Raw genomic sequence first — 18,825 nt, forward strand, 5'->3', positions numbered from 1 at the left:
ACCTTAAATATCTTGTAAAAGCCTTAACGCTTCAGATGATGAAATGTCTCCTTGATCTAGTGCATTCAAAATGTCTTTTTGGGACGCTTTTACCTTATCATCACCGTTACGCTGAGCGAGGTCCGCTTGATTGCCTTCACTTCTTCCTGTACGATGTTCTAATGCATCAATCACTTGTTCTAATCTGTTTCGCACTGTAGGATAGGAGATGTTTAACGCCCTTTCCATCTCCTTTATCGACCCTCTTACTTTGATAAACGTTTCCACAAATTTAAGTTGTTCTTGGCTCAGTGAGGTGAGTGTACTGGCTTCAAAATGGCCTTGTATCGTTGTCTGACAATGATCACAGTGCAATTCCTTCACAATGAGCTCATGACGACAAACCGGACACTGTTCTGGTATGGGATGCTTCATTGAGAACTCCTTTCTCCGAGACATAATCATGTTGATCTATTTTAACACTGTTCTTTTTAACATCATAAATAAATATATTTATTTTTTCAACAATATCATCCTATTCAATTATATATTTAAGGGTTAAAATTAATTTTATTGATTTTACACCTCAACCCTCCAACACACTGGTTGACAAATCGAAGTGTCTCTTTTTATTCTGATAGTGACAGGAATGAAAAGAATATAACAGATGGTCTAAAAATAAAGTCAAAACGATCCGATATACATAAAAGAAGCGTTGTGTACGAATGATTTATGTTTGTCTATTTCGTGCGTTCATCATTCTGACGATGTATGGTCGACAATGAATCGTCATAGAAGGCATGCGTTTATTGCTTTTTCACTGTCGGGTGTTACACTAATACCCTGTTAATATGTTCATAAATCCTAAAACAAGTGAGGCTAGAAAAATGGACAGAACTTCTATCATCGGGGTCATACTTGGGTTCCTTGCCATCGGCATCGGAATGGTCTTGAAAGGGGTTAGTATCGGGGCCCTCCTCAACCCTGCAGCTTTACTCATTATTTTTCTCGGTACAGCAGCATCATTGTTTATCGCTTTCCCGTACCAAGAAATCAAGAAGTTTCCTACTTTAATGAAAATCCTTTTTACAGAGGAAAAACTCATTACTGAAAAAGATCTTATCCCGTTGTTCAAAGATTGGGCTGGTATTGCGCGTAAAGAAGGCTTATTAGCATTAGAACCACAAGTCGAGGACATAGATGAGCCGTTTCTCAAACACGGCATGAAGATGGTGATTGATGGACAACCTCCTGAATTTATTCGTGAAATACTTGAGGAGGATCTAGATGCGATGGAAGATCGTCACCGCGCCGGTGCGAGTATTTTCTCACAGGCAGGCACCTATGCACCCACTTTAGGGGTGTTAGGAGCTGTTATCGGGCTTGTAGCCGCTTTAGGTAATTTGGACGATATAGATGCACTCGGACCAGCCATTGCTGCAGCTTTTATCGCCACTTTGTTTGGTATCTTCTCCGGGTATGTTTTATGGCATCCTTTCGCCAACAAGTTGAAACGTAAGTCTCAGCGAGAGGTCAGAATGAAGCAAATTATGATCGAAGCCATTCTAGCCATTCAAAGTGGTGTATCTGCTCGCGTCATTGAAGATAAAATTTTAACCTATATCCCTTCTAGAGAACGTCATATCGAGTCTTCTGAAGGAGGAGAAGCGTTCGATGTCTAGAAGACGCGGAAAAAATCAAGAAGAGCATGTCGACGAGTCGTGGCTGATCCCCTACGCCGATATTCTCACTTTATTACTCGCATTATTTATCGTGCTATTTGCGGCAAGCTCTGTTGACGCACAAAAGTTTGAGAAACTAGCGGAGTCTTTAAAGGTCGCTTTTACCGGTGGTACAGGCGTCATGGAACATCACGCCCCAGTCGTCCCTCCGGATGATATTCCCGTTACGCCTGATGAACCGGAGGAGACACTAGACGAAGAACAACTCGCTGAATTTTATGCGAGTCAACAAGACTTAGAGGATTTAAAGCAGCTGCAGGAAAAAATAAATGATTACATACAGGAGGAAAATTTAGGACTAAGCCTACAGACTGAAATGACAAAGGAAGGCTTGTTGCTTACCATTTTGGACGATGCCCTATTCACTTCTGGTAGTGCCGAGATCCGTCCGGACGCTGTCCAGTTAGCAAGGGAAATGTCCCATCTACTTGTGACGGAACCTCAAAGGCATATTCAGATTGCTGGCCACACAGATAATGTGCCCATAGGAGATGGCAATCAAAATTTCCGCTCGAACTGGGACTTAAGTGCCATGCGAGCGATCAACTTTCTCAAGATTCTCCTTGAGAACGAAGCACTAGAACCGCCAATATTTAGTGCTTCCGGGTACGGTGAATACCACCCAGTGGCAAGTAACGAAAATGAAGAAGGCCGGGCTCAAAATAGAAGAGTCGAAGTGCTTATTCTTCCCTATAGTCAGAGTCAATAACGACGAGCGAAAAAAAAGCTTGTAGAGCATTCATGCCAAGATCTACAAGCTTTTTTATAACTTATACGTTCTGCGCTGATGCTTGGGCAAGATGTTTTAGGATGACTGTGTCACTTTCAACTTGGGTGGCTTGACCGTACCTAGGAAAACATTCTCATAGTAGATGCTCACTTTCATGTCTTCCGATCCTTCCAATAGTTGCGTGATCTCTTCAGTCGAGTGATTCACTGATGAGATGATGTTCGTTTGATAAACGCTTGGGTTAGATAGAGAGTCAACAGTCATGACACTATAAGTGGGATCTATTCCTGACATACCAATAACCTCACTAATGATCCTATCGTACTCTAAACCAAAACCTAGCGACCTGACTTTGTCTGGATGAATAGAGCTTGGGACATGGTATGTGACGATATATTCAATTCCCCGCATCTCATGGTCCCCACCTCGATCGATCACCGTTTCCCGCGCTTCCAAATTAACAATATCTATGACAGAATATATTTCATTCAATTCACGGTGTTGTTCATCCGTTAATTGACCGTCATAATGTGGTTCTTCTTGGTGACTAAGGACTTCATATCCTAAGTCTTCTTCAAGATAGTGCTTAGCCGTAGCCATACTTTCACTCTCAGGGGGTTCATGGCGACAGCCTAAGATCATCGTTGTCACTGAGAGTATGATGAACAACACTCCCCAGCTTTTCATGGTAAGGTCCTCCCAAATCACATAACATATTTTCCAGCTGATAACGTTCTAAAACGTCCTTTATAGTGGAACGACTCGTGTTAGCCTACTTCCGTCTCTAAGTCATCTACACGCTTCTCAACGTATTTCGTATCCTTATGAGCGTTAAACGTTTCCGCACGCTCTAATTTGACCGTTGTGTTGTATTCAGGTATACCCGCAACATGCTCGTATACACCTTTAGGGATGAGGCAGTTCCCTTCAGGCCAATGGACCTGGACGTTACCTTTCTTGACGTCGGCAAACTTTGCTTGCCCCTGCATCATACCATATTCATTATGGGCGATAATCGCTTCACCTTCTTCTATACCCAGTTTTTGTGCGTCTGCTTTGTTGAGTAAAATGTCATATCGGTCTGCTGCGTTGAAAGGATCTTTTTGACTATAAACCATGGAGTTAAACTGTTTACCACGGCGGGTGGTGACGTTAAACTCTCCCTCTGTCCGACGATTTTCTGGAAGGTCAATAGAAATGAGGTTGCCTTTACCGTCTGACGTTGGGCACACACCATCTTCACAGAGCCAAGCGCCACCCCATTGGAACACATCACCTTGCTTTTTCAAGTGTTGAATGCCGTCGTAGTTTTTATTCGCTTGGGCGATTTCATCACGAATCTGTTGGGCATTTTCAAACCTTATCAAATGTTTATACAGTGGTTTCACACGGGCAGCAAGATCAACGTAGATCTCCCATTCCGCACGTGCTTCTTCAATTCTAGGGCCTTCTATTTCCGGACTATAGTAAACCATGCGTTCTGTACTGGTCGATGTCCCACCCCCTGGTTGCTCATAACGAGTCATAGCGGGCAGCACGATGACCTCTTCCTTGGCATCTACGAGCGTAGAGGTATTGAAAATAATATCCTGATGCACGCGGATATCCACACTACTTAAGCATTTTTCCACGAAATCCGGGTTGGGCATGGTTTCTAAAAAGTTGCCACCACTGGTGTAGAAAACCTTTAACTTACGCTCCGCATCTTCAGGGAGCAAAGCGTTCTCCAACGTCACACCGACAATGTCACCTTGCCAGCGTGGAATTTTGAACTTCCAAATCTTCTCCATTCTCTCAGCGTTGTCTTCGTCGAAATCGCTCCCCGGTAAAACGAATGGATCTGCCCCCATCTCACCGGAGCCTTGCACACCGCTGTGTCCCCGTATCGGCATCACGCCACAATGTTTACGACCGATAAAACCACGTAGCATGGATAGGTTCGCCACTTGGGATACATTATCGGTACCAAAACGATGCTGAGTCAGTCCCATACTCCATACAAAAACGCCTGATTGAGATTGAGCCAGAAGCTGAGCGAATGCTAGCATTCTTTCCTTTGACAGCCCTGAAGATTTTTCAAGTTGACGCCAGTCTTGTTTTTTGACGTGTGCTTTCAGTTCCTCGACATGGTTGACATGCTCTTTAACGAAAGCGTGATCGATAGCGGAGCCGGGGTTTTCCTCTTCCATCTCAAACCAATGCTTCATCACCCCGTTCATAAAGGCGATATCCCCACCAATGTTCACCTGATACGTGTCGTCTACTATTTTGGTCCCAAACAGTGCACTCTCAGTGATAGACGGAATCCAATACTTTTCCATTGAGGGCTCACGATACGGATTGATCATGATGATTTTTGTGCCCGCCTTCTTCGCAGCGTACATGTACTTAGTGGAAACAGGCTGATTATTTGCTGCAACGGAACCCCAGAAGACGAGGACATCCGTTCCAATCCAGTCTTTATAGTTACAGCTTGACGCCCCTATACCGAGAGAGCGTTTGAGTGCCGTTTTACTGGGCGAATGGCAAATACGTGAAGCGTTATCAATATTGTTGGTACCGATAAACCGAGCAGTCTTAGCGGCTGTATAATACACTTCATTGGTAATCCCACGTGAGGTCAGATAGAAGGCAAGCTGCTTCGGGTCTATAGCCTTTATTTTGTTCGCTACTTTATCTAGTGCTTCATCCCAGGATATTCTCGTGAATTTATTCTCCCCAGGCTTACGAGATAGAGGATAAGGGATGCGACCAAGTTGACGTAATGCCGTACTGTCCATTTTTCGTAAGCGATCCACATCCTCCAGCCACTTAGGGTCCATCGCGGGCATTGTGTTCAGGCGTAAGACGTTTAACCGTGTGGTACATAGGTGCGGTCCGGATAACGTTTGGTCCTGTAACCCTGCCACTCCGAGCGCACAGCCGTCACACACTCCTTTTGTGAGAATACGATAAGCATAACCTAAGTTATCTTTGTTCTCATAAGCGACTTTAAGCGTATCCCGTATGTGATGCGGTTTGATTTTTCCTAACCCCATTGGGGCTAGACTCGCCCATAAAGAAGGCTTCGGCTTGGTGTTTAATTTTATTGGTCCAGTGTGTTTCGTCTTCCCCATCTTACATCTCTCCCATCTTTAAATGTTCATTGTGAGACAAAAACTCATGTGACAGCAACAGCCATCTAAAAAAAAACCATCGTACAATCGTCTTTGCCTATTTACTGAAAGCAACGATGTAACGATGGTTGTTCTATAGCAGGAACGCTACTATGAGGCATACCATGATGTCTCTCTCTTGTACATGGCCTCCAGCAGGGGCGCTACTGAGACTCATGTGCTTTGAGCTGACTCGTATTAAACTTTTCTTCTAAATTTTGATCAAAGACAAAGATAGAAATCCCATAATCTCTGTCAATATCTATGTCTAGGAATAAGTCCTGAAATTGGGCTCCTAAAAAGCGCTCCATCTCCACAGGGTGGTTTTGACGGTACATATCCTTTACCATTTCTGTACGCGCGGCGCGTACCATTTGTTTGCCGTCATCTGCGTTAGCAATAAATTTCTCGACAGGTGACAAGTTCCCTTCCATCTCACATATGGCCCAATTTTTACAAAACGTTGTTGTAATTTTTCTGGGTCCCTTACCCATATGTTTTTTACGAAAGGATCGCACGAGATTACTAAACTCTGCTTCATATTTATTCATTTGCTTCACCTTTTGTTCGATTAAAATGAAAGCTCATGCTGTTCTTAGGATGTATGTATGACTATATTAATCATAACACTCGCATACCTCATTTTCAAAAGAGATTGAGCATTCAGTCTAGCAACCATTCTCACAACGCTAGATCCTCACCATAAGCTAGCTAGCGACTTCTATACTGTCGTTTTGGCCTTGTTCTAGTTCACGACGCAATCGTCGTATATCTAATCGGATCAGAAGAGAGATGGCCAAAGCGAGTACGAACATACCTGCGAAGATATAAAGGGTGGTCGAATAACTCCCCGTCGTATCGTAAATATAAGAGACGAGTGAGGGACCGGCCAGACCTGCTGCAGCCCATGCTGTCAAAATATAACCGTGAATGGCGCCTAATTGTTTGGTGCCGAATAAATCACCGATATATGCTGGTATAGAGGCAAAACCACCACCGTAACAGGTCATGATGAGATAGACGACGATACTAAATAAAATCGCGCTTGGTATCGTTGGCATGACGAAAAAGATGATGACCTGTAGGATAAAAAACACAGTATACACATTGGGGCGACCAATGTAGTCTGAAATTGATGCCCAGAAAATACGACCTGCCCCGTTAAAGAAACCCATCAATCCGACCATCGTGGCTGCCGCTAATGAGGACATGCCAACGACTTCTTGGGCCATTGGAGATGCCACCGCAATAATGGCAATACCACAAGTGACATTAATAAACAGCATGAGCCATAATGCCCAAAAGCGCTTGGTTGCAGCGGCTTGAGTAGCGGTGAGTTGAGATAGATCTTGTTTAACTTCCTTTACCCCTGATGCAACTTTCGCTTTAAACCCTGATGGCATCCATCCATCTGGCGGGGGCGCAAGATATTGTGACGAACTAATCATCACAATAAAGTAGATGGTTCCCAGAATATAGAAGGTCGAGTCAATCCCCACACTGCTAATCAGCCTTTCCATAATTGGACTTGAAATCATAGACGCAAACCCGAATCCCATAATAGCTAACCCTGTTGCTAATCCTCTTCTATCAGGGAACCATTTGACTAGAGAGGATACGGGTGTGATGTAGCCAATTCCCAGTCCAATACCTCCGCAAACCCCATAAAAGAGATACAAGAGGGGCAAGGATTCCATGGAGACGGCTAATCCAGAACCTATAATGCCTGTCCCAAAAAAGATAGCAGCAACTGTCCCAGAGTGACGAGGTCCTTTTTTCTCTACAAAATGCCCCATGAAAGCGGCAGAGATACCTAGAAATAGGATGGCGATACTAAATGCCCTAGACACTTCTGTTTGCGTCCATCCAAACGTTTCCATTAAAGGATTTGTGAATACACTCCAAGCATATACTGATCCAATCGATAGGTGAATACCAACTGCGGATAGCGCGATGAGCCAACGATTCTTTACTTTTTGATTCATTTGTTCACTTCCCCTTTTAATATAGATACATGTCTTAAAGACATATTAAAAACCGTCGCGATGATAGGACTCTACTTCATACAATGTCATTAAAGTATTAAAAAGAGTGACAGTCATATCTCATCACGACGGCTAGTCTTCCGCAGGATCGCTACAAAGTACCATCCGTTTGGCTATTCGTTTGTTGTTATATCCTTTGTCTCTTATGTGCTATCGTTTAAAGACAATAATATGAGACCTTAAGTCATTGAAGATGGTGACTTACTTTAACCGAACAACAGGAACGCTGTCTCGTTTATCAAAGGGGCACCTTAATACAAAGTTGTCTAAATTGTGACATTCACACAGATATAGTAGCATGCAAGCGCATACATTGCAATAGTGACTTACATCTGTTTTGTTACTGATAGACTTCAAGTTTAGTACCAAGGCAACGAAATGTCGCTCTGTACCGCAAAGCGACAACCACGTACAAAACGTCCCCATAACATGATAAGATATGATAAACCAGTACACCTACAATCATTTGTTTTAGGATCGTAAATAGCGGTAGGTAGAGTAAAAAAATGAGGCCTAAACTCAATACAACTAAAGGAGCTAGAGCAATAACCACCAGCTGTTTTGTGTTCATTTCTTTTACTGGTGTACAAGTGGCGTTGAGCTGTAGCAGAGCCAAACGACTGTCGATACCGTAATACTGAGCCGCCCATTTATGAAGATACTCATGAGGAAATCGCAGCAGAAAACAGCCTATAAATACGAAAAATAGCGGCTGCATATCACTAAATGTATGAATCTGATAATAAGTGAACATCCAAATCCCTAACATCAGTCCTAGGCCACACCCCACGAGCCGATGTATACACGCATTAAGATCCATGCTATATACTTTTTTCAATCACACCACCACCCTAAGCATTTCCTTTTTGATAGAGTCTATGAACCGATGCTTGAGATCATGTCCCCTATTCATAGGGTTAACTTTTGGGGTGGTGGGCATACGAATAAACGTACGTGGTTTAATGACATTTTTCGAATCATCATTTAAGATATAAACAATATGAAGAAGCTTAATGTTTGGCAAAAAAGAGGTGGTCATGTGAGTGATAGTAAGGATAATAGAGCAGTGGATGAGGAGAAGGCACAAGATATGAAAACGAAAAGAAAAGTCTTTCATTACTCAGGCACACACTTTGAAGAAAAAGAGGACGACGTTGTCACCGAATACCCGTTAACGATCATGCTAAATGGGGAAGAGTTTGCCACAATGGTGTGTACACCGACACATCTAAAAGAATTAGTCGTGGGGTTTCTCGCTTCAGAAGGGATAATTCTGTTTTATGATGAAGACATCAAATCCATCGATATAGATGAAACGCGTGGTTTTGCTTATGTAGAACTAAAAAAAGCGCCTAGAATGAGTTCAAACTTTCATTCTAAACGCTTCATTGGGTCCTGCTGTGGCAAGAGTAGACAGTCCTTTTATTTTCAAAATGATGTCAGAACGGCAAAAGTATCCCGCTCCCGAGTCACCATCCACCCTGATACGTGTCTCAAACTAATGGCTGACATGCAAGGAGACAGTCATGTATTTAAAGAAACAGGTGGTGTACATAATGCAGCCCTATGTGCCGAAGAAGGCATTGTGGTCGCACGTACGGATATCGGTCGCCATAACGCCTTAGATAAAATCTACGGCTACTGCCTGATTGATCGGATCCCTATTAAAGACAAAATCCTCGCTTTCAGTGGCCGTATATCCTCAGAGGTCTTATTAAAGGTTTCTAAGATCGGGGTGGGTATTATTCTCTCTAAATCGGCACCGACTGCACTCGCCCTAGACATGGCGGATGAGCTCAATATTACGGCTGTGGGATTTATACGGGGTGGTAAAATGAACGTCTATACCCATTCTGAGAGGATTAATATATAAAAGGATGAGGATAATGATGGAAAATAGTAATCTAGATTTATTAGAAAAAATCACTAGGTTGGAATCTGAACTGAAAGAGGCAAAACACAATATTGAGATATTAACGGATTATGTTTTACGTCTTTCAGTGTGCAAACAAGTTAATCCAAAGTATCCTTACTATGATTTTATTGTATCTTACGGCATTGACCCCTACAAACAATCTAAGATAGACCTATTATTTTCCTTAATGTCTGAAAAATTAGAGTCAAATAAAATACCAGAGCGCTTTGGGAATATTGAAGATTTTCCAACAGATTTTTTATTTCGTCATTCTCCTCTTAAATATGAAGACGTTGAAGAAGCTATAATGAACATTTTAAACGCAAAAAGTAGTGATGTACCAATCACATTAATTCAATCAATGAAAGACCAAGGATTACAAGTTAAATTATGCGAACATTTATTATCTATTGCAAATTAATATCGTGGTACGTAAACACCAACGGTCCGAGTACAAGTACCCTCTAAGGGGGCTTGGCTCAAAGGTATTCTCTAGATCACCCTTTGTCGGCTCCAGGGTGGTCTTTTTGTTGCTCCTCGTACGTCTCCTCTATGGGACCATGATGAAGTAATCCGAACCATAGTGTATATACACTATTTGTTTCGCAGTAAGGTAGGAAGAATTTTGCTTACATGGATCCTAGTAATTCTTTCTCATAACGTTCAAAGAATTGAACCATAAATTGATGGCGTTCTTCAGCTATTTGCCTTGCTGTTCGGGTATATAAGCGGTCCTTGAGTTTCCTTAACTTGAATTCAAACTCCTGCAAAGGCGTATGCCCCTCTTCTTCACCAAAACGCTGAATCGATTGGTTAATCACGCCTGAGTACACAAACGCACGCGCCACACCGATTGCGCCTATCGAGTCAAGCTTGTCACTATCAAAAAGGATCTTCTCTTCCAACGTCGTGGGAGGTTGGTCCTTACGGAAGCGGTGCGCCCGTATGGCACGCTGGATAGCGTCAAGCTTATCGTGACCGTGTTCTGAAAGTGTGGCAGATATCCCTTCTTCTTCTAACCACTGTACCGCCCATCGTGCACTGATTTCGGCGTGACATTCTCCCGTTCGGCGCTCCTCTGCCCGTCCAATATCATGTAGGAGGGTGGCATACCTTAGTAAGGTCATGTCCGCTTGTTCTTCTTGACCTATTCTTTCAGCTAGGAGAAGAACCCTCAAATTATGCGCCCAGTCATGAGCAGGGTCTTGTCCATCAAACGCACGCTTTGTCCTTTCAATGAGTGAGGAACTAAAATGAGATAACACGTCATCCACTTCTACATTTTTAAATTCAACATCACGATTTACGTTGTGCATGTGCATCCTCCTATTAGGTCGTGATAAAAAAGGGTTCTATATCAAATGTTGGGATAAGGCGTGCAAACTCCGTACTCCCATGATGCTAACACATAAGACATTTTACTCGTTTTTTAATGCCGTGTGGGATGTGCTTACGGTCGCTCTTACTCAGGCTCAAGTATTTAAAGTAGAGGAGCTTCGTGATTTTTAATGAAAAAAGAGCGCTAAACCTTGCTCTTAGATATAGAAACGTCAGTTTAGCGCCTAATATAAAACAAATCGTATATTGAATGTGGTTGATAGACTTGTATTTCACACGACATTAAAACGGGATCATCACATTTAAGCTCTAGATCATAATTATCACACTTAAGCTTTTATGGTCATTATCACATTTAAGCCTGGACCATCGCAGAGGAAGCCATCCGTTGGCGTTCTCTGTCTAGGATCGGCTTCAAGAAGGTGGCGGTATGTGATTGTTCTACATCGACAATGTCCTCAGGTTTCCCTGTTGCGACCACTTGACCTCCACGGTCACCGCCTTCCGGTCCGAGATCAATGATATAGTCTGCCGTTTTGATGACATCTAGGTTGTGCTCGATGACCATCACACTATCACCGTTATTGACAAGACGTTGTAGCACGCCGAGTAGTCGTTCAATATCGGCCACGTGTAAACCTGTTGTCGGCTCGTCTAAGACGTACAATGTCCGACCGTTACTGCGTCGGTGCAGTTCCGATGCAAGTTTGACCCGCTGCGCCTCTCCACCCGATAATGTCGTCGCCGGTTGCCCTAATCGGACATAGCCTAACCCCACATCAACGAGTGTATCTAGCTTACGCTTAATTTTAGGGATGTTACGGAAAAACTCTGCCCCATCTTCGACGGTCATATCGAGAACATCGGCTACCGTTTTCCCTTTATACGTCACCTCGAGAGTCTCGCGGTTATAACGCTTGCCTTTACAGATCTCACACGGAACATAGACGTCAGGTAAGAAATGCATTTCGATCTTAATGATGCCGTCCCCACGACACGCTTCACAGCGCCCGCCTTTGACGTTAAAACTAAAACGACCTTTCTTATATCCTCTAATCTTTGCTTCGTTCGTCTGAGCGAATACGTCACGAATATCATCAAACACACCTGTATAGGTGGCTGGGTTTGAACGCGGTGTACGACCAATTGGCGACTGGTCGATATTGACCACCTTATCGAGATACTCCGTGCCATTGATGGCGCGATGTGTACCAGGTTTGGCCTTGGATTTGTAATATTGACGCATGAGGGCTTTTAGTAAAATTTCATTAATGAGTGTACTTTTTCCCGATCCTGACACTCCAGTAATACAAGTGAAGAGGCCCAATGGAAACTTCACATTCACGTTCTTAAGGTTATTCTCTTTGGCGCCTTTTACCTCTACCCATTTTCCGTTAGGCTCTCTTCGCTCTGAGGGTAAAGGAATAAACTTTCTGCCACTAAGATACTGACCGGTAAGTGACTCTTCATCCTCCATGACTTCCGCTGGCGTCCCTTGAGAGACGATTTGGCCCCCGTGCACACCTGCCCCAGGTCCCACATCGATAATATGATCGGCAGCTAGCATGGTGTCCTCATCGTGTTCCACAACGATCAGTGTATTCCCAAGGTTACGCATCTGTTCTAGGGTTTGGATCAATCTCGCGTTATCTCTCTGATGTAGTCCTATGGAGGGTTCATCTAGGATATATAGGACCCCCATGAGACGAGAACCGATCTGTGTCGCTAGCCTAATCCGCTGTGCTTCTCCCCCACTTAGTGTACCTGCTGATCGATTAAGAGTCAGATATTCAAGGCCCACATTATATAAAAACCCGAGACGTTCCTCAATCTCTCTCAATATTAAATGCGCAATGTGACGCTCTTTATCTGTGAGTTGAACACTGTCAAAGAACTGTTTGGCTTCACCAATGGAAAGCCGGGTAACGTAGTCAATGTTTTTATCGTTTAGCGTCACGGCTAAGGATTCTTTTTTTAACCTAGCGCCTTTACATGTCGGACACGGTTTTTGGCTCATATAGCCTTCAAGTTGCTCCCGGATATAATCTGAGCTCGTCTCTCTATAACGACGTTGAACGTGTTTTAGTACGCCTTCAAAGATGATGTGACTCTCGCGTACCTGATTAAACTCCGTCACATATCTGAAGTACACTTTTTCACCCTTACTGCCATTAAGGATAATTGATAGTTGATCTTCAGTTAACTTTTCCAATGGCACATCCATATCAATGCCGAAGTGATCACAGACGGCTTTTAGCAATTGCGTGTAGTACGTTGTAGAAGCTCCTTCCCAAGGCGCAATCGGGTCTTGCTTTAGCGTCTTAGTCATGTCGGGGATCACGAGCTCTGGGTCAACTTCTAGCTTACTACCCAATCCGTCACAAGTCTGACATGCCCCGTAGGGACTGTTAAACGAGAACATTCTAGGTGCGAGTTCCTCGATACTAAATCCACATTCCGGACAAGCAAGATTAGAGCTAAATAGCAATTCCTCTCCGTCAATCACATCAATGAGAACGAGACCATCAGCCATTTGTAAAGCTGTTTCCATTGAGTCAGCCAAACGCGAACGTATGCCATCCTTGACGACGATACGATCGACCACAACTTCAATCGTATGCTTTTTGTTCTTCTCTAGGTTGATCTCTTCAGATAAGTCTCTCACTTCGCCATCCACACGCACACGTACAAAGCCTTGTTTTTGGATATCCTCTAGTAGCTTCACGTGCTCCCCTTTTCGGCCCTGGACCACCGGTGCAAGAATCTGAAGTTTCGTTCTTTCAGGGAGGTCTAAGACTCTGTCCACCATCTGTTCGATCGTTTGTGATTTGATCTCTATACCGTGCTTAGGACAATGGGGATGCCCGACTCTGGCGAATAACAAACGTAAATAATCGTAAATCTCCGTCACTGTTCCAACTGTCGATCGCGGGTTACGGCTTGTCGTTTTCTGATCAATAGAAATGGCAGGGGAAAGACCGTCAATGGAATCCACGTCTGGCTTATCCATTTGCCCTAGAAACTGGCGAGCATAAGCTGACAGAGACTCTACGTATCGGCGTTGTCCCTCCGCATAGATTGTGTCGAAGGCCAAAGACGATTTCCCTGAACCGGAAAGACCGGTTAGCACCACAAATTTATCCCTCGGAATGGAGATATCAATATCTTTTAAGTTGTGCGCCCTTGCCCCTTTGACAATAATATTTTCATTGTTCATCTTCTCACCTTTTTTCTATAGATATTGCCTTTTTATGCTCGTTCTTGCCGTTAACTTGGGGTCACTGCACTTGCTTGATCGTGTGTCACGTCTATCGGGTTGATCCTTTTTGTTTACGGTCTACAATTCAGCTTTTAATTCAAGGACGAGGTCACGTAGCTCTGCTGCCCGTTCAAATTGAAGCTGTTTGGCCGCTTCCTTCATTTCTTTTTCTAGACGTTCAATCATCTGTTTACGATCCTTTGCGGACATTTTCGTCGGATCGGGGACAGTTTCATACTTCTCGGTATCTTCCGCCGCCTTGACCGCTTCAATGACGTCATGAACCGGCTTGTTTATCGTCTGTGGTGTAATATCATGCTCTTCGTTGTACGTAGTCTGACGGTCACGTCGTCTCTGTGTTTCGTCCAAAGCGACACGCATGGAGTCTGTTATTTTATCTGCGTACATGATGACGTGCCCCCCTGCGTTCCTAGCCGCACGTCCAACCGTTTGGATTAAGGATCTCTCTGAACGTAGGAACCCTTCTTTATCTGCGTCTAGGATGGCAACAAGGGATACCTCTGGAAGGTCTAGACCTTCCCTTAACAAGTTAATGCCCACAAGCACATCGTATGTCCCTAAGCGTAGCTCTCGAATAATATGCAAACGTTCAAGCGTCTTAATCTCAGAATGCAGGTAATTTACCTTGATTCCAATCTCTTTTAAATAATCTGTAAGATCTTCAGCCATCTTCTTGGTCAGCGTCGTGACTAGGACACGTTCATTCCTCTGCATACGCTCCTGAATCTCACCGAGCAGGTCATCAATTTGCCCCTTAATCGGACGAACATCAATCGTCGGGTCTACTAGCCCTGTCGGACGGATGATCTGTTCTACTAGCTCAGGTGTATGCTCCAACTCATACGGGCCAGGCGTCGCTGAGACGTACATAATATTACGGATATGTTTTTCAAATTCTTCAAATCGTAACGGCCGGTTATCCGCGGCTGATGGTAAACGGAAACCGTGATCAACTAAGACTTTTTTACGCGCTTGGTCTCCGTTAAACATTCCTCTTATTTGTGGTATGGTCACGTGAGACTCGTCGACGACGATCATAAAATCATCAGGAAAGAAGTCTAGTAACGTGTACGGCGTTGACCCTGGCTCACGGAAAGTGAGGTGACGCGAATAGTTCTCAATCCCTGAGCAGAATCCCATCTCTTGCATCATTTCAATATCATAGCGTGTTCGCTGTTCTAAACGTTGCGCTTCTAGAAGCTTGCCTTGGTCGTTCAGCTCTTTTAGACGTTCTTCAAGTTCCGCTTCAATGTTAACGATGGCCCGCTTCAAACGCTCCTCACGCGTGACGAAGTGGGAGGCTGGGAAAATGGCTATATGGTCTCTTTCACCTACAATTTCTCCGGTGAGTACGTCAACAACTGTGATGCGGTCAATCTCATCTCCAAAAAACTCTACACGCACAGCCTGTTCATCACGGGACGCTGGGAAAATCTCCAACACGTCGCCCCGGACACGAAACGTCCCTCTATGAAAATTGATGTCGTTCCTATCATATTGGATATCGACGAGCTTGCGTAACACATCATCTCGATTGCGTTCCATCCCCACACGAAGAGAGAGTACGAGGTCTCGGTACTCTTCCGGAGAACCTAAACCGTAAATGCAGGATACACTGGCGACGATGATCACATCTCTTCTTTCGAAAAGCGCACTCGTCGCAGAGTGACGTAATTTATCTATTTCATCATTAATGCTGGCGTCTTTTTCTATGAAGGTATCCGATTGAGGAATATAAGCCTCTGGTTGATAGTAGTCGTAGTAACTAACGAAGTATTCCACTGCGTTGTTTGGAAACAGCTCCTTCAACTCGCTGTGTAATTGGGCTGCTAACGTTTTGTTATGTGCGATTACGAGCGTGGGTCTATTGACTTGGGCAATGGTTTGGGCTACGGTGAACGTTTTCCCCGTCCCAGTCGCACCAAGCAAGGTTTGATGTTTTTTTCCGTCCTTTAGACCTTGCACCAATTTTTCAATTGCTTGGGGCTGATCACCCTGCGGCTCGTATCTGGATACGAGTTCAAACTTATGATCTAGCATGGCAGCCTCCTTCTTTCCGCTCTATTTCTCCAACATCTAGATTATAGCACAAAGATGGGGGATTTAGACACAATTCACGAATATATGTTCTTTATTTTACTATAGCACAAGAGTGCGTTTCAAAAAAGATGATTTGGTATTATCTGTATGGGAAGGTCATCTCCTATTCGTAGGGCATCGGACCTCCGCACAAAGGTGAATGTGTATTGAACAAACGGTTTTTGATCAAAATAATAGGTGGCAAGAATACATAAAAATCCCATCGAGTGAACGCCTCCCAAAATACACTAAGACGGCCCACGATAAGACAACTCCCAACTCAGACAATAGCATGAGGAGGTCACTTTTATGCTCTTAAGTCTCGTCAAGAAAGTCCTTCAGCATACGATTAAGATCAATCATTGGAAAATACTGCTTATGGCCGTTATTTTTATGGTCTTTAGCTCTTATGCACTGTATTTTATCGAACCCAAAACGTTTAAAAATCCGTTTATTGGCTTTTGGTACGTCATGACCACCGTTTCACAGGTGGGTTTCGGGGATTATACACCCAAAACAGTTGGGGGAAGGGTATACTCCATATTCATGTATCTTGTTGGCATCGGATTATTCGCTATATTTGTGACAAAGCTTGTTGATTTCATTAATAAATACGAGGAGTTTAAGGAGATGGGTATTATTGGGTTTGAAGGAAAGGATCATGTCATCATGATTCATTGGTCTCAGAAAACAAAGTTAACCGTCGAGGAAATGTTAGATTCTCATCAAGGGACTCCTATTGTCATCATTGATCAAGCATCCACCGCTCCTATGAACCATAAAAATGTTCATTATATTCAAGGTAAAGCAACGAAATGGGACACTTTAAAAAAGGCGAACGCACTACAAGCTGAATCGATTTGTATTTTTGTCCCTGACGATACAACGGACGACATGGCAACAGATGGGAAGACGTTATTGATTGCTTCTAAAGTTAAACAGTTTGCTCAACAACATGACAAGGATGTTAAAGTTATTGTTGAAATACTGGATCAGGACCACATCACACCAGCCACACAGCAATATTTCGACGAATATATTCTCACTTACAAACCGTTCTCAAACTTAATGGCTGAAACGGCGGTCAATAAGACTTAAGGACCCAAGTTCATTAGATTCGACCCGGATGTGACAACAGTTACTATGTGTGCATCAGCCCCTTGGAGAGTAAGCACTCACACGCCTCCTCATGACTCTTTGATATAAACACTGATCTCGTCTAAAAGCTGATCCATTTGTTGCGCCTTTCTTTTAAACATTTGCTTAGCCTCTTCATTTTCCGTTTGTACAGCGAATCTTTCTAAGTCTGATTGTAGCTGTTTAATGCTCGCTGCCGTTACGACCTTTTGTTTTACTTCCGGCATTTCTTTCTGATCGTTATATAGGTCCATGTAGACATTTCCCTTCGAGTCAAGCTGGGCTAGAAATACATCAGAAAACGTGGACGCCCCCTGCTTCTTAACTTGGTCGAGTAGCCATGCCTTGCTGTATCCGTAAGTGTTTAAACTATTCTCCATCACGTTGCCGTCAATGATCACAAGCCGGGGTTGGTGTTCCGGTTTGACGTTCATGCCAACATCCTTAGGTGTTAGAGGTTGCCTGTCACTTTTCTTTAGCACGCTCACTTGGCCACTCGTCTCCATGATTGCAGATTCGACCTCGGATAGTTTAAAAGCATTATTCTGCCGTAAATGAATCATGAGTTCATCTACAGTCATATTTTCTTTTTTCATATTATCTTCAAGTACCCTTCCATGTCGGACGAGAAAGGTAGGACGGCCTTCTGTCATGGTGCGAAAACGGTGAGACTTCAACTCCAATTTTGCAACGAGGATCGGCAAGAGTCCCCAGATCACCATCCCAAGGATAAAGTTAGCCATTCTGACATCTGGACTAAAGGTAAGTTCGGCCGCTATCCCACCTATGGCAATCCCAACGATATATTCAAAGTACGTAATTTGATTAATCTGCTTTTTCCCGATAAGACGGGTGAAAAAGAATAGTAAGATAAAACCTAATAAGCCTCGAACGAGTATGACAACCATGTCTGGCATGCCCTCACCCCCGTATATCAATGCTGCTAATTTTACATTATTGGGCAAACTAGATAGAAACATACTCTTCTCTACAAAAATAATGCAAGGAGTGTCCTGTGTGCATAACATGATCCACACACGATATCTATTAGTCTTTTTGATACTGTCGACCCTACTCATGGGCTGTGACGTGACGAAGTCTGCGAAAGATCAGGCCTTGTTTAAGAAGATCGATGACATCCATACTCAGGTTAAAAATGAGGAATGGGATGACGCCCTAGACAATGTGGACAAATGGGAAGATACATACGAGAAGCGCCTATGGAAAATGCAGCTATTAGGTGAACAAGCAGACTATGAGGGCATTAATCTAGAGATCACACTACTCAAAGAACGATTAAAGAGGCAAAATGAGCGCCAAGCGATCGATTCAATCATTCAGCTCAAACATTATTTATCTGCCATATATGATTTTTAAGTGGCTTGGACTGGCTGTACCTTTAAGGAGCAGGCCAGTCCTTTTCAA

General features: G+C 43.6%; 16 protein-coding genes. 6 read left to right on the plus strand and 10 right to left on the minus strand.

The annotated features are described in order from the left end of the window. Positions 1 to 3: 3 nt before the first annotated feature. Positions 4 to 414, minus strand: a complete 411-nt coding sequence (locus JKM87_RS06470; RefSeq protein WP_202079214.1) for a DUF2089 domain-containing protein — start codon at positions 412 to 414, stop codon at positions 4 to 6. A 452-nt stretch (positions 415 to 866) separates the two neighbouring features. Here JKM87_RS06470 and motA point away from each other — a divergent pair, with 452 nt between their 5' ends. Next, complete coding sequence (motA, locus tag JKM87_RS06475) at positions 867 to 1,661, plus strand: flagellar motor stator protein MotA (protein WP_202079216.1); 795 nt, start codon at positions 867 to 869, stop codon at positions 1,659 to 1,661. Beyond that, positions 1,654 to 2,430 (plus strand): flagellar motor protein MotB, encoded by a 777-nt coding sequence (gene motB, locus JKM87_RS06480; RefSeq protein WP_202079219.1) that lies wholly within the window; start codon positions 1,654 to 1,656, stop codon positions 2,428 to 2,430. Before motA ends, motB begins: the two co-directional genes overlap by 8 nt. A gap of 96 nt (positions 2,431 to 2,526) precedes the next feature. Here the strand turns inward: motB and JKM87_RS06485 are convergent, their stop codons facing one another. From JKM87_RS06485 to JKM87_RS06505, 5 genes are all read right to left on the minus strand, one after another. Beyond that, positions 2,527 to 3,138: a hypothetical protein gene (locus tag JKM87_RS06485; protein ID WP_202079221.1), complete on the minus strand. Its 612-nt coding sequence runs from the start codon at positions 3,136 to 3,138 to the stop codon at positions 2,527 to 2,529. A gap of 80 nt (positions 3,139 to 3,218) precedes the next feature. Continuing rightward, entirely contained in the window at positions 3,219 to 5,567 is a 2,349-nt protein-coding gene (locus JKM87_RS06490) for an FdhF/YdeP family oxidoreductase (protein WP_202079223.1), read from the minus strand. A 203-nt stretch (positions 5,568 to 5,770) separates the two neighbouring features. Beyond that, a complete protein-coding gene (locus tag JKM87_RS06495) occupies positions 5,771 to 6,157 on the minus strand; it encodes a Na-translocating system protein MpsC family protein (RefSeq protein WP_202079538.1) in 387 nt (128 codons plus the stop codon). A 156-nt stretch (positions 6,158 to 6,313) separates the two neighbouring features. Beyond that, on the minus strand, positions 6,314 to 7,591 hold the full coding sequence (locus JKM87_RS06500; protein ID WP_202079225.1) for an L-lactate MFS transporter: 1,278 nt from the start codon (positions 7,589 to 7,591) through the stop codon (positions 6,314 to 6,316). A 400-nt stretch (positions 7,592 to 7,991) separates the two neighbouring features. After that, the gene (locus JKM87_RS06505; RefSeq protein WP_202079228.1) at positions 7,992 to 8,489 is read right to left on the minus strand and encodes a metalloprotease family protein; all 498 of its coding nucleotides are present in this window, start codon (positions 8,487 to 8,489) and stop codon (positions 7,992 to 7,994) included. Between the two features lie 252 nt (positions 8,490 to 8,741). Here JKM87_RS06505 and fdhD point away from each other — a divergent pair, with 252 nt between their 5' ends. Both fdhD and JKM87_RS06515 read left to right on the plus strand, forming a co-directional pair. Then, positions 8,742 to 9,524 (plus strand): formate dehydrogenase accessory sulfurtransferase FdhD, encoded by a 783-nt coding sequence (fdhD, locus tag JKM87_RS06510; RefSeq protein ID WP_202079539.1) that lies wholly within the window; start codon positions 8,742 to 8,744, stop codon positions 9,522 to 9,524. A 16-nt stretch (positions 9,525 to 9,540) separates the two neighbouring features. Continuing rightward, entirely contained in the window at positions 9,541 to 9,987 is a 447-nt protein-coding gene (locus JKM87_RS06515) for a hypothetical protein (protein WP_202079230.1), read from the plus strand. A gap of 208 nt (positions 9,988 to 10,195) precedes the next feature. On the opposite strand, the gene JKM87_RS06520 is transcribed toward JKM87_RS06515, so the two are convergent. From JKM87_RS06520 to uvrB, 3 genes are all read right to left on the minus strand, one after another. Beyond that, a complete protein-coding gene (locus tag JKM87_RS06520) occupies positions 10,196 to 10,882 on the minus strand; it encodes an HD domain-containing protein (RefSeq protein WP_202079232.1) in 687 nt (228 codons plus the stop codon). A 377-nt stretch (positions 10,883 to 11,259) separates the two neighbouring features. Further along, complete coding sequence (uvrA, locus tag JKM87_RS06525) at positions 11,260 to 14,121, minus strand: excinuclease ABC subunit UvrA (protein WP_202079234.1); 2,862 nt, start codon at positions 14,119 to 14,121, stop codon at positions 11,260 to 11,262. A gap of 120 nt (positions 14,122 to 14,241) precedes the next feature. Next, the gene (gene uvrB / locus JKM87_RS06530; RefSeq protein ID WP_202079236.1) at positions 14,242 to 16,224 is read right to left on the minus strand and encodes an excinuclease ABC subunit UvrB; all 1,983 of its coding nucleotides are present in this window, start codon (positions 16,222 to 16,224) and stop codon (positions 14,242 to 14,244) included. Between the two features lie 348 nt (positions 16,225 to 16,572). On the opposite strand from uvrB, the gene JKM87_RS06535 reads away from it, so the two are divergent. Then, positions 16,573 to 17,361: a potassium channel family protein gene (locus JKM87_RS06535; protein ID WP_202079238.1), complete on the plus strand. Its 789-nt coding sequence runs from the start codon at positions 16,573 to 16,575 to the stop codon at positions 17,359 to 17,361. 89 nt (positions 17,362 to 17,450) lie between these two features. Here the strand turns inward: JKM87_RS06535 and JKM87_RS06540 are convergent, their stop codons facing one another. After that, positions 17,451 to 18,317 carry a DUF421 domain-containing protein gene (locus tag JKM87_RS06540; protein WP_202079240.1) on the minus strand — a complete coding sequence of 289 codons (867 nt, stop codon included), beginning with the start codon at positions 18,315 to 18,317 and terminating at the stop codon, positions 17,451 to 17,453. 109 nt (positions 18,318 to 18,426) lie between these two features. Here JKM87_RS06540 and JKM87_RS06545 point away from each other — a divergent pair, with 109 nt between their 5' ends. Further along, complete coding sequence (locus JKM87_RS06545; protein WP_236838667.1) at positions 18,427 to 18,777, plus strand: DUF4363 family protein; 351 nt, start codon at positions 18,427 to 18,429, stop codon at positions 18,775 to 18,777. Positions 18,778 to 18,825: the final 48 nt, after the last annotated feature.

Origin of the sequence: Caldalkalibacillus salinus (assembly GCF_016745835.1) — a bacterium.
Lineage (GTDB): Bacteria > Bacillota > Bacilli > Caldalkalibacillales > JCM-10596 > Caldalkalibacillus_A > Caldalkalibacillus_A salinus.

Bases quoted from the DNA above. Each gene is read 5' to 3' on its own strand.
- JKM87_RS06535 (WP_202079238.1), top strand. From the start codon at position 16,573: ATGCTCTTAAGTCTCGTCAAGAAAGTCCTTCAGCATACGATTAAGATC.
- fdhD (WP_202079539.1), top strand. From the start codon at position 8,742: ATGAAAACGAAAAGAAAAGTCTTTCATTACTCAGGCACACACTTTGAA.
- motA (WP_202079216.1), top strand. From the start codon at position 867: ATGGACAGAACTTCTATCATCGGGGTCATACTTGGGTTCCTTGCCATC.
- JKM87_RS06520 (WP_202079232.1), bottom strand. From the start codon at position 10,882: ATGCACAACGTAAATCGTGATGTTGAATTTAAAAATGTAGAAGTGGAT.
- motB (WP_202079219.1), top strand. From the start codon at position 1,654: ATGTCTAGAAGACGCGGAAAAAATCAAGAAGAGCATGTCGACGAGTCG.
- JKM87_RS06540 (WP_202079240.1), bottom strand. From the start codon at position 18,317: ATGCCAGACATGGTTGTCATACTCGTTCGAGGCTTATTAGGTTTTATC.
- JKM87_RS06490 (WP_202079223.1), bottom strand. From the start codon at position 5,567: ATGGGGAAGACGAAACACACTGGACCAATAAAATTAAACACCAAGCCG.
- JKM87_RS06470 (WP_202079214.1), bottom strand. From the start codon at position 414: ATGAAGCATCCCATACCAGAACAGTGTCCGGTTTGTCGTCATGAGCTC.
- uvrA (WP_202079234.1), bottom strand. From the start codon at position 14,121: ATGAACAATGAAAATATTATTGTCAAAGGGGCAAGGGCGCACAACTTA.
- JKM87_RS06515 (WP_202079230.1), top strand. From the start codon at position 9,541: ATGGAAAATAGTAATCTAGATTTATTAGAAAAAATCACTAGGTTGGAA.
- JKM87_RS06545 (WP_236838667.1), top strand. From the start codon at position 18,427: ATGATCCACACACGATATCTATTAGTCTTTTTGATACTGTCGACCCTA.
- JKM87_RS06495 (WP_202079538.1), bottom strand. From the start codon at position 6,157: ATGAATAAATATGAAGCAGAGTTTAGTAATCTCGTGCGATCCTTTCGT.
- uvrB (WP_202079236.1), bottom strand. From the start codon at position 16,224: ATGCTAGATCATAAGTTTGAACTCGTATCCAGATACGAGCCGCAGGGT.
- JKM87_RS06500 (WP_202079225.1), bottom strand. From the start codon at position 7,591: ATGAATCAAAAAGTAAAGAATCGTTGGCTCATCGCGCTATCCGCAGTT.
- JKM87_RS06485 (WP_202079221.1), bottom strand. From the start codon at position 3,138: ATGAAAAGCTGGGGAGTGTTGTTCATCATACTCTCAGTGACAACGATG.